The organism is Paraburkholderia podalyriae (assembly GCF_014397785.1).
Lineage (GTDB): Bacteria > Pseudomonadota > Gammaproteobacteria > Burkholderiales > Burkholderiaceae > Paraburkholderia > Paraburkholderia podalyriae.
The window spans coordinates 24,771-34,556 of the sequence record NZ_VZQQ01000061.1 but is presented as its reverse complement, the minus strand read 5'-3'; the positions used below and the strand labels follow the sequence as shown (position 1 = coordinate 34,556).

The following is a 9,786-nucleotide window of genomic DNA, read 5'->3' as shown; positions in this document are numbered from 1 at the left end:
GCAGGCTCATGAGGCGGACCTCTGTAATGCGGTAGCCAATCCGCGGATATCAGTGTGATCCACCGTCGACCTTACTGCTACGCCGCCCTCAGGGAATTCTCGCGCCTATGAAAAAGCGAAAAATCAACATCGCGATTGACATGGAAAGTCATATCAGTATCTCAACAATATCGTGGAACAAGACCATCGGGCGATCAAGCGCCGTACCCGACCCATGTTGGGATTCAAGAATTTTCGTTGTGCCCGCATCTTGTTGAGCGGCATTGAACTCATGCATATGATCGCCAAGGGGCAGATGAAAGACGCAGGCGAACTCAAGCCATCGGCCGCCCGGCAATTCTACTCACTGGCGATGTAAGCAATCCTCATCATATCGCTATCGTTCGCCCAAATCGCCTTACCGCGACAGAACCGTCACACTCGAGCCACAGACGCACATGTCGCCCGTCGTGCATCTCTTCGAGCACGGCTTCCACGAGTCTGACGTCCTCAGGCCGCACTTGCTGTCCTTCGCCGCAGAACCGCCGCACAGCTGCGGCTTCTTCAGCACTCAGATGTCGCCTGACCGTATCGGGGTAATCGCGCTCGATGAGTTCCATGATGCGTTCAACGTGAAGGCCGGACGAGCATCGCGAGGCTGCGCACGCCCAGGAGCGACGTGCCGTGGTCTCGCAACCAGCCATGATTCTGACGGGCGAACGGCGGCGTGGCTACAGCTGTCTGTGTACCCGTGTCCGCAACGACCGGTGACGGTGGCTGCGGCGCGAACGACAGGCGCTCAACGCGGATGATGCGTGATGGAACGCTGCGCACGAGTACAAGACCTCCTTCGACGAGGGCGCAAAGCATGCCGTTTATCGCCGCCATCGGCGTGTCAAATCGCCTGGTCACTTCGCCCGCCTGGTACTCGCGGTCCAACTCCATGGTCTTAAGCAGTTTCGCAGCAGCGAGATGCATCAGATTCAGCTGGAACAGCGCTGGCAGTGCCCTGACGTCGCCGCAGTCCCGCCGCCGTTGCGCGCGATCGCCGCCGGAAGATGAAAAGCCCGGCTGCCGCAGGCCAGGAAATTCGCCGCGCCCTGAGAGAAGCGATTCACGGGCCATTCTCGACGCCGCCGTACCTGGAATTCACCGCGCTCTTCTGATCGCTTCCAACCGAACGGCACTGGTTGAGGTAATCGCCGCGCGCGCTCGACGTGCCGCCCAGATCGAAATGGCCATGGTGATAACGCACGATGGAAAAGTAGTTTGCCTCGTACTGGCTGCAGTCCCGACCGCCATTGCCGCCCTGCATCAGTCCGGCAAGGCAGAGCACTGTCCCGCATGCGTTCTGGTTGTCATCGTCGGCCCGCGCCGGCGTGACACCCGCGAGCGCCGTGCATACCGCTGCGACCACAAAAGATGTCTGGAATTGCATGGAACGACTCCTATGCGCCTATCATATGCAGCACCACGACCGCGCCGACCGAGAGTGCGGCCGAACCAAGCGCTGCACTGACGACCCATGCTGCAAGCTCGAGGCGGCCAAAACCGCAGCGGTGACCACCTTCGCGCAGCACATCGCGCAACTGTCCCCGCACGCGAGCACTCGCCGCGTCGTATTCGCGCAATGCAAGCTCACCGACGAGCTGGTCGCGCGCCTCAGCAAAATGACCTGCCTCGGCGAGCACGCCAGTGGTCGCTGCGTTAAAGTCCTTGAGGAATTGCTCGTAGCGCGAAGTGAAGCGCAGCAGCGTCAGTTCGCCGTCATCCTTGAACTGTTTGCCGCTCGCCTGGAGCAACTGGGTCAGCTCTTTCACGTCACGACGCAGATGCGACAGCTGGCCGAGCACTTCGCCGATCAATTCCTCGCGGATCGAATCCTCCGACGCGCCCATCAGCGCACCAGGACCTTGAACACATCATCCAGTTCTGTAGTCACCCGAATCGCAAGACGTTTGAGTGCGACCATCCGTCGGATGTGTGCTTTTTCGGCTTCCGATGCCCCGTTTTCCATTGCCTCGGCGTTCAGCGCGACATAGTCGCGCGGGTCATCGCGGATTTCGACGATCGACCTGTCGAAACCCTTGATCTTTTCGAAGATCGGGTTCTCGTAGATAACTGCATCACGATGCATCGAGAAAGCGTCACTGCGCGAGTGAAACTCGAACAGCTTCGCGAAGCCGCGGTTGACGTCCTGTTTGCGATCGACCATATTCATGACCAGCCGGATCCTTGTGGCGCGCACGCCCAGCTCAGAAAGCGAACGCAGCGTTGCGATCGTGTCCACCTGCTGCTTGGCGGTCGATACAGCCGGCACGATGAAGAGATCAAAGTCTTCATGCGATCCGTCATAGCTTCGCATCAGACCTACAAAGTCTTCGACATTCGACGCGCCCACATCGACGACGGCGTTTTCCAGCGTCATCAGCTGATCCTGCAGCTCATCGAACTGCGACCCGCGCAACGCGCCTTCCTTTTCGCGGTCATCCGAATTGATCGATTCGATCGGGATCACTTCAGCGCCCGGCAGACGCGGTGCGAGCAGATGGTGCGCGACGGTGCTCTTGCCAACGTTGCCCGAGAAATTGATAACGGCAATCTTCATGGTGCAATGTTCCTTACCGGTTGATGGATGTAGCCGCATCACCGCGGCCACGCCAGCCGCGTTCAGCTACGGTTCGAGTTCAAAGGGCGGGACTTCATGACCCGCCTCCTGTGTTGGGTGCCCGGTGGTCTCTTGGGCCGGTTGCTGCACAGACTGCGAGAGGCCGCGCTGTTCGCGCTCGATCTGTTCACGTACGGACTCGATCGTTGCCTCGCTGACCTGCGGCATCGGCACATCGAGCGGCCGGTTCGCTGCTCGCGCCGCGGCCACTGCGCTCTCGAACTCCGCGATCAGCCTCTCCTGCTGCTGCTCGGGCAAATCCTTCATCTCCTCGCGCAGAACCTCTCGTGCGGCCTGCTCCTTGATGCGCTCGCGCGCCGCGTCGAGCGCGGCGCGCTGTTCCTTCGAGTACTGCCAGTTACCGCTCAGGAAGCGCTCGCGCGCTTCGCTTATCTGCCGACGCTCGTCGACTTCCCGACGCGCGCGGGCGAGGGCCTCACGCTGCCCGTGCGTAGCCGGGCCCGGCATGTCCGGCGAGGAAGCCCGCCATTCGTTACGGCGGCTCGTAACAGTCTTTGGCGCGCGCTCATTGCCCTGTGCATCGAACTGCCGCTGCCGGGACGTCACAGTCCTGCTGCCGCCTTTTTCGAGTTCGATGTGCTGGCCGACCTGCAGGCCAGCCTCACTGATGGCGCGTTCGAGATCCAGGCCCCATACCGTGCGCTCGCCATTGACGGTGCGCACGGTCGCGTAATAGCTTGGATTCTGTTTGGCGTCGTGGTTGAACGGTGCCGCCCCGTGCGCGATCAGCACGCCCGCAGTCACACCGGCTACTGGCTGCTCTAGTGGTGGAGACGGCGACGGCGACGGAGTTGCAGGCCCCGCGCGGCCGGACTGGTGCGCTCGTTGCCCGGCCGGCGTGTCAGCGATGCGGCCTGCGCCTGCGCTGGCCCGTGCGCGCCGCGCGGGCTTTTCGGGCTCCGCGACGTCGGACTCTTGGGCTGCTGCGCTCTCAACGGTGTTGGTGCGCGCTTCATGCGCATCGCCAGCTTGCTCGCCCGCGCCGATGCGCATGGCCTCGCGCGCAGCTGTCAACATCGCGCGATCCACCTGCTTCGGCTCGAAGCCGCGCGTTGGTACGCTGGCGAGTTCTGCTGCGATCCATGCCTGCCGCCGAAATTCCTCGGTGCCCTTGAGCTGCAGCTCGCTCCAGTTCTTCGCCTTTGCAACTTCCACCATGTGCGCGACCACGCTGCGGTCCTCGCTGGCCGTCGCGAGCGTGCGGCCGGTGTCCTCGAAGTGCACCGTCTCGCTCTTGCGGTCCAGGAATTTCCCGTCTTGCGCAACATACTGGTTGCTGACTGACTTCGGCACGTCGTAGCCGGTTTTCTCGAAGATCGGCTTTGGACGGATGCTGTTCTGTGCCTCCCCGTCTTTCCTGCCGATCAGCCGGCCGGTACCTTTAGCTGCTTTCACCCCTTCGGCGGCCTGCTCATCGCGCGACACATCCGGTGCGAGCCGCTGCCGGGTCCGCTCGCGATCTGCGGCCCGGATCTTCTTCAGGCGCTCTTCCGTTGCGCCGTCCAGGGGCATTTCCGGATGGCGCGGACCGGCCTTCCCTTCCGGTTCGTTCGCCGGCGGCGTGGTCCGCGCCCGGATGGCCGAAGCGTCGTCGGCGTTGGCCGCGCCGCGCTCGCGATGGTCAATCTGGTCGGCCGGGAATTCGATCTCGTTCATGCGACGACTCCTTGTTCAGGCTGGGGATCAGCTTGCGCGGCGGCGTGGGAACCAGGCTGAGCTGCTGCGGCCGCATGTGCGGACACGACCGCATCCGGGAGCACCTCACCCAGGTACGGCATCAGCCGGAACAGCGAGGCGCGGATAGTGCCGCGGTTGGCGAAATGCACGGCGGTGAGCACGCCAATTTCGTGCTCACGGACATCGCGCACGCTGGCGGCCTGCGCTGCGCCCGCTGCAGGCTCCGTCTGCGCGCGACGCACGGCGTTCTGTGAGTGCCACCAGTGCTCGACGTCGATCCGCGGCACTGGCGCACTGAGTTCGCGGGCAACGAATGCGGCGTGCTTCATTTGATCTTCGTTGGGGAACTTCGGTCCGAACCCGAACCACGCGCGGCGACGGTTGGTCTTTTCGAGACCGGCCATTACCCCTCGCAGATAGGGGCTCTGCTGAACCAGGCGGTCGACGAGCTCGGCATCTTCGTAGAAGTACGCCTTTTCGCACAGGATAGGTTCGCAGCCGTCGATCGTGATGATCTGCTTGCGGCTGGACAGGGCCCGCAGTTCCTGCGGCAGCATGAGCGGCCGGCCGTGCTCCGTCTCGTTCGTGCTTGTCGACGCGCTGCGACCGCGACTGCGGCTGCGAGAACGCGACAGATGCGTGAACGTGCCCAGCATCTTCGAATATTCTTCCGAGTCCTTGAGCGTGCGCGGCGCAAAGAGGCTGCGCATCTTGCAGTTGATCGCAAGCGTTTCCGCACCGTGCCTGCCGTACAGCTTCGGGTCCTCGAGTTGCGACATCCCGTGGAAAATCAGCACGAGCCGCAGGTTGAACCCGGCGATGAACGCGTTGGCCGTATCGATGATGTCGATCCTGCCGGGCGCCGCAAACTCATCCATCAGCAATGCGCACTGGTATTTCAGATCCGGATTCTCGGCGGGCTGCTCACGCGTGTTCAGATCGATCAGCTGCGAGAAGAAGAGGTTGACGAGCAACGCGCCCGCCTTCAGGTCGCCCGGCTTGATACCGACGTAGACGGACATACGGTTCTTTCGTACGTCGCCCAGATGAAAATCCGATCGGCTCGTCGCTGCATCGACGACCGGATTACTGAACACGTTGAGCGGCGCCGTCATCGTCGACACGATATTGGCGAACGCTTCCTTCGACTGCGATAGAAAGCGGTTGAGCGCATCCAGACACTCGAAGCTGAGGACAGGCAGCGTGCCGGTAGTGTTCGAGCGCGTACTGACGATCGACGAGACGTGCTCGCGGATCGCACGCCCCCTGCCCGAGGCCTGCCGCAACACTTCGCCGAACGTGCACGGCAGCGAGGGCGTTTCGAGAAGGTACAGGACGATTCCGACGAACAGGTTGCGGGCGTTGTCGTTCCAGTACCTCAGGCGCGCGTCGACGTTCGACGGATACAGATGCTCGCCAATCGTCATCACGTCACCTACGCGCGTATACGCGGGCCGCCCGGCGATGTATTCGAGCGGGTTGTACGCGTGCGACCGGCCGTTTTCCGAAAACGGCGACCACAGGTAGACCGCATGACCGCACTTCCTGCGGTAACCGGACGTGTACATGAAGTTCTCTTCCTTGATGTCCTCGACGACGACCGAATCCGGATAGGTGAGAAGATTCGGGATCACCATCGAGACACCCTTGCCCGAGCGCGTGCCGGCGGCGAGCATCAGGAAGTCCTGGCCGCGATACTTTAGGTACTCGCCCTTGTACTTGCCGACGATGAACGGTGGATACATGTAGGACAAGGTGCTTTCCTCCTGGATCATGTGAGGATAACTACGGGTCCCGCAGGTGCAAACAGGTGACGCAGCGCCGGCAAAAAAGTCGTTCCTGGCCCTGCCGGTACAGTGAGAGTTGAATCTGGCTGCATGATCACTTCTCCAGCAGCCCAGCCTTTACGATGTCCCGCCTCTTGGCGAAGCGCGCATTGCCAAACTGCGCGATATGCCCGCGCGATTTCACCAGCGCCATCGTGATTACGACCACGGGCATACAGCCAATGACGGCTGACAGCAGCGTGCAGACGGACAGGGCCCGCCTGACCGCCGGGACGTCGCCCCAGGCCTGCCAGTAGTCGTACAGCGTAAAGACGCCAACCGCGTCCTGCGGCAGCTTCTGCATCTTCGCGAACAGCAGCCCGCCGAGATACTGACCAAGCGTCACTGCGGCGGCCACGATCACCAGCACGACCAGACACGGAATGAGAATGCGGAAAATTTTCGGCATGGTTCGTCCTTCAGTGCGCTATCGCTTCATGATTGTCACCGTCCCATCTCCTGAGGCGACCGGCGGCCTGGGATGGGGATGCAGCGCGCCCTTTCATGCGATGCTTCCCAGCAGCTGCCATTTATCCACCGGGTCGTACCAGATCTCCGATAGACGCTTGTCGCGCATGAAAAGTACGAGATCGACGGTTACGCGGACCTGATCCATGATGAATTGCCAGTCGAGCGTCTGACCTGCCACGCTCTGCTTGACCAGCGTCGCGATACGGGAGTGCGCCGACCTGGCGTCGTTGCAGTGAACGGTCGTAATACCACCGGGCGTACCCGTATTGAGCAGCGTCATGTAGTCCCAGGTTTCGTCGCCACGCAGCTCGGCAAGAAACACGCGGTCGAACTTCATGCGAAGCGTCGAGCGCACCAGTTCCTTTGCCGGCAGCGTATCGCTGAAAAACATATGCACGCGGTTCGGATGCTTCGGCAACGACAGTTCCGGCGTATCCTCGATCGTGCCGATCCTCTCATCGGACGGCACGAGATCGGACAGCGCCTTGTTGAGCGTCGTCTTGCCGGAGCCCGTGCCGCCAGCGAGCACGATGTTCAGGCGGTTCGCGACGGCGAGCTCAAGGAGTCGGGTGACGTTGCGCTGACTCTTCGCCTCGAGCATTTTCTGCTCGTACGGCGGCAGGTCGAGCGATGCCGGCACTTCCCGGCGCGGTGACACGTCCCGGTAGTCCGCGAACCAGCCGTTGCGCTCGTATTCGTGGACCGAGAACCGCTGGTTTGAAGGAATCCGGATGGTGATCGAAATGGTGTCCTGCTCGCACGCCGGCTGCATCAGCACGTGACCGCGCTGGCCATCGGGAAGGACCACCGGGTGGATCGGTTCCTTCGTCGAGAACTTGCCCCCCTTCATCACCGTCAGGGCATTGGCGAGCTTGAAACAGGCGTCAAGCGTGCAGGCGGGCGCCTCGTGCTGCCGCCAGGCGCCCGAACCCTGTGTCCATATCTCGCCGGGCCGGTTTATGGCCACCTCGGTCAGGCTGCTGTCAAAGAAACTGGCGATACCCATCTGCCGGAGGAAGCTGCGCGCGATGGTCCCCTTTTCGATGACATCGATAACCGCTGAATTCATATTCACTCCTTCCAGATATGTCTGGGGCGAGCTGGCAATAGCCGCACCGAGCCCGTCAGGGCGATCCCGCATCTGTGCCCTGAGGCTCGACTTGAACCGAGACCCGGTACAGTCGCCCGCCGTCAGGCACGCTGCTCGCCAGATTGCGCGACGTTTGCGCGGGAGACGTGGAGATCACCGTCGTGACCATCCCTGCGGTAGCCGCCGCCGGCCAGGCAACCTTCCACGTCGTTGTCGCTGTCGCCAGAACTCCCACTGCTGTGCCTGCTGCGATAGCAAGGACAAGCACACCTGTCCTGCGCTGACGCGGTGTCGGAGGGATGCTCGGTCCAGGACAGTTAGTTGCACCCTTTTGCTGACCAAGGCTGTCCGCCACAATGCCGGGCTCGGCCAGCTCAATGCCGAGGCGCGCGCCGACAGCATGCGTGACCACGGGGCGCAGCGCCATCGACATGTCGTCGAACCGGCAACCGTCGAGCGTCATGCATTGCTCGAAGACGTGCTCGTCGCCGATCCGGCGCAGCGGCAGGACATCAGACGGCTCGAACGGCCGGCGGACATCGATCTGTTCGGCCAGCTGCCACACGCGGCTCCCGTCGAGGACGCAATGCAGCGCGTCGCGCAGCCTGGCCTCGAAGGCATCACGTTCGATACCATGGAGCAGAAAGGTGTCGGGAAACGGGATCTGCAGTCGCATCGTCATGTCCTCGCTGTTGTCATTGCCGGTCCGACGGCGCAATTTCACTGCCGTCGCTGCCGACGTTTTCATACACGCTACTCAGATCGACATCGCGGGCAACGAAGATGTTGATCACGGAGCCTTGGTTCGAATATGCGGTCGGCGGGATGTTGATCGAGTTGCGCAGCGTCTCTGCGGCCACATCCTGTGTCGCATTCGAGCTGTTCGTGAAAGTGATCGTCTGGCCCGAGCCGGTGGCCTTGTTGGCGAGGGCCTGCCCGAAGTCGCCAATGAGGCTCACCATCAGTGCGCCACCGAAGCGGGTCCAGAAGTGCTGATCAATGTAGGCGGGAATGCCCGCAGCGCCGAGCGGATCGGTCGCCGGTGAGTTCAGGGGTATGCGCACGTCACCATCGTCAATCTCGTCCCAGATCGCACCGATCACGCCCTGCCCGTGCATCACCGCGTCGCGCTGCTCGCCCTTTGCCAACGCGCCCTTGCGGATAAGCAACGTCGTGCCATCGTCAGACCAGACGTCATCCGCGATCGGACAGCCAACCAATCCCGGGCGGTCGGTACGGATTGCGGTGGCCTGCCCGCAACGGATCATGGTGTTCCGGGCAATCGTGTAGTGCCGGTTGGGCCGGAACGAGGCGCGCATCGGTTGCAGCTTCGAGGGCTGCAGCGACTGGTCGAAAGCCGATCCCTTGCTGTTGCCGGCATCATGGCTTTCCGCCAGCCCTGTGCCAGATGAACCGGCGGCTCCAGATGGGCCGCCCCGCAGCGCCGTGAGCCCCATGGACTTCGCCATGCCGGCCAGACCATCGCCACCCGGGCCGTTGCCGGTGGTGTCTACAGTGCCGCCGCCAGCGTCACTGGACGCGACAGCGGATTCCTCGGGAGCATCGGAGGTCCTGCTGTCGCCAGACATCACGAGCACGCTGCCTGAGAGACGCCGCTCAGCGGGTGTCAGCGACCGTGGCCGGTTACTCGCGATCGCAGTGCTCACTTCGCCGATGGGGCGCGACGCTGCGCCGGCCGGCGTCGCAAGCTGCTGTCTTGCCGCAGCGGCGGCCGCGTCCGATGCGGCGCGCGCCTGCTCGGCTTCGGCGCGTTTGATGCGCTCCTTCTGGGTCTCGAGGTCGGCACCCGTCTCGTTCGCGCCGCTATCTTTTGGCTTGTTGAGCGCCGCCAGCTTCGCGTCCTGATGCTGCTGGAAGAGCCGCTGCAGGTAGATCGTGACGCTCGAAGCGCCCAGCGCGATCACGATCAACGCGACCAGCACGAGCTTAAGCCTTCCCGCACGTGTGCGGCGGCGCCCCGGCAGGTCCAGCGACGGCTGAGGTCCGACGTCAGCAGGCCCAGCACTACCGATTTCGTCGCGTTCGCTCATACG

At 62.7% G+C, this 9,786-nt stretch carries 10 protein-coding genes and 2 pseudogenes; 1 reads left to right on the top strand and 11 read right to left on the bottom strand.

Features of this window, described 5'->3' with window-relative positions:
- Positions 1-154 precede the first annotated feature (154 nt).
- Positions 155-358, top strand: a pseudogene (locus F6X42_RS35145) (DDE-type integrase/transposase/recombinase); the annotation flags it as partial.
- 55 nt (positions 359-413) lie between these two features.
- Here the strand turns inward: F6X42_RS35145 and F6X42_RS35140 are convergent.
- The 11 genes and pseudogenes from F6X42_RS35140 to F6X42_RS35090 all read right to left on the bottom strand — a co-directional run.
- A pseudogene (locus F6X42_RS35140) lies at positions 414-599 on the bottom strand (DUF8534 domain-containing protein); the annotation flags it as partial.
- 7 nt (positions 600-606) lie between these two features.
- Complete coding sequence (locus tag F6X42_RS35135; protein WP_187638554.1) at positions 607-957, bottom strand: hypothetical protein; 351 nt, start codon at positions 955-957, stop codon at positions 607-609.
- 136 nt (positions 958-1,093) lie between these two features.
- Positions 1,094-1,417 carry a killer protein gene (locus F6X42_RS35130; protein ID WP_187638553.1) on the bottom strand — a complete coding sequence of 108 codons (324 nt, stop codon included), beginning with the start codon at positions 1,415-1,417 and terminating at the stop codon, positions 1,094-1,096.
- 10 nt (positions 1,418-1,427) lie between these two features.
- Complete coding sequence (locus F6X42_RS35125; protein WP_312892974.1) at positions 1,428-1,832, bottom strand: hypothetical protein; 405 nt, start codon at positions 1,830-1,832, stop codon at positions 1,428-1,430.
- A 44-nt stretch (positions 1,833-1,876) separates the two neighbouring features.
- The gene (stbB, locus tag F6X42_RS35120) at positions 1,877-2,587 is read right to left on the bottom strand and encodes a StbB family protein (RefSeq protein WP_187638558.1); all 711 of its coding nucleotides are present in this window, start codon (positions 2,585-2,587) and stop codon (positions 1,877-1,879) included.
- A 66-nt stretch (positions 2,588-2,653) separates the two neighbouring features.
- Positions 2,654-4,324 carry an LPD7 domain-containing protein gene (locus F6X42_RS35115; RefSeq protein WP_187638551.1) on the bottom strand — a complete coding sequence of 557 codons (1,671 nt, stop codon included), beginning with the start codon at positions 4,322-4,324 and terminating at the stop codon, positions 2,654-2,656.
- Positions 4,321-6,090 carry a type IV secretory system conjugative DNA transfer family protein gene (locus F6X42_RS35110; RefSeq protein ID WP_246530375.1) on the bottom strand — a complete coding sequence of 590 codons (1,770 nt, stop codon included), beginning with the start codon at positions 6,088-6,090 and terminating at the stop codon, positions 4,321-4,323. The genes F6X42_RS35115 and F6X42_RS35110 overlap by 4 nt, the downstream gene beginning before the upstream one ends.
- Before the next feature lie 136 nt (positions 6,091-6,226).
- Positions 6,227-6,580 (bottom strand): hypothetical protein, encoded by a 354-nt coding sequence (locus F6X42_RS35105; protein ID WP_187638549.1) that lies wholly within the window; start codon positions 6,578-6,580, stop codon positions 6,227-6,229.
- Positions 6,581-6,673: 93 nt separating this feature from the next.
- A complete protein-coding gene (gene virB11, locus F6X42_RS35100) occupies positions 6,674-7,711 on the bottom strand; it encodes a P-type DNA transfer ATPase VirB11 (protein WP_187638548.1) in 1,038 nt (345 codons plus the stop codon).
- Positions 7,712-7,766: 55 nt separating this feature from the next.
- Complete coding sequence (locus F6X42_RS35095; RefSeq protein WP_187638547.1) at positions 7,767-8,480, bottom strand: hypothetical protein; 714 nt, start codon at positions 8,478-8,480, stop codon at positions 7,767-7,769.
- Positions 8,428-9,783, bottom strand: a complete 1,356-nt coding sequence (locus F6X42_RS35090; RefSeq protein WP_187638546.1) for a TrbI/VirB10 family protein — start codon at positions 9,781-9,783, stop codon at positions 8,428-8,430. Before F6X42_RS35090 ends, F6X42_RS35095 begins: the two co-directional genes overlap by 53 nt.
- Positions 9,784-9,786 lie beyond the last annotated feature (3 nt).

Excerpts from the sequence above, each read along its gene's own strand:
- F6X42_RS35130 (WP_187638553.1), bottom strand. The coding sequence starts at position 1,417 with ATGCAATTCCAGACATCTTTTGTGGTCGCAGCGGTATGCACGGCGCTC.
- F6X42_RS35115 (WP_187638551.1), bottom strand. The coding sequence starts at position 4,324 with ATGAACGAGATCGAATTCCCGGCCGACCAGATTGACCATCGCGAGCGC.
- virB11 (WP_187638548.1), bottom strand. The coding sequence starts at position 7,711 with ATGAATTCAGCGGTTATCGATGTCATCGAAAAGGGGACCATCGCGCGC.
- stbB (WP_187638558.1), bottom strand. The coding sequence starts at position 2,587 with ATGAAGATTGCCGTTATCAATTTCTCGGGCAACGTTGGCAAGAGCACC.
- F6X42_RS35110 (WP_246530375.1), bottom strand. The coding sequence starts at position 6,090 with ATGTATCCACCGTTCATCGTCGGCAAGTACAAGGGCGAGTACCTAAAG.
- F6X42_RS35135 (WP_187638554.1), bottom strand. The coding sequence starts at position 957 with ATGCATCTCGCTGCTGCGAAACTGCTTAAGACCATGGAGTTGGACCGC.
- F6X42_RS35105 (WP_187638549.1), bottom strand. The coding sequence starts at position 6,580 with ATGCCGAAAATTTTCCGCATTCTCATTCCGTGTCTGGTCGTGCTGGTG.
- F6X42_RS35090 (WP_187638546.1), bottom strand. The coding sequence starts at position 9,783 with ATGAGCGAACGCGACGAAATCGGTAGTGCTGGGCCTGCTGACGTCGGA.
- F6X42_RS35095 (WP_187638547.1), bottom strand. The coding sequence starts at position 8,480 with ATGAAAACGTCGGCAGCGACGGCAGTGAAATTGCGCCGTCGGACCGGC.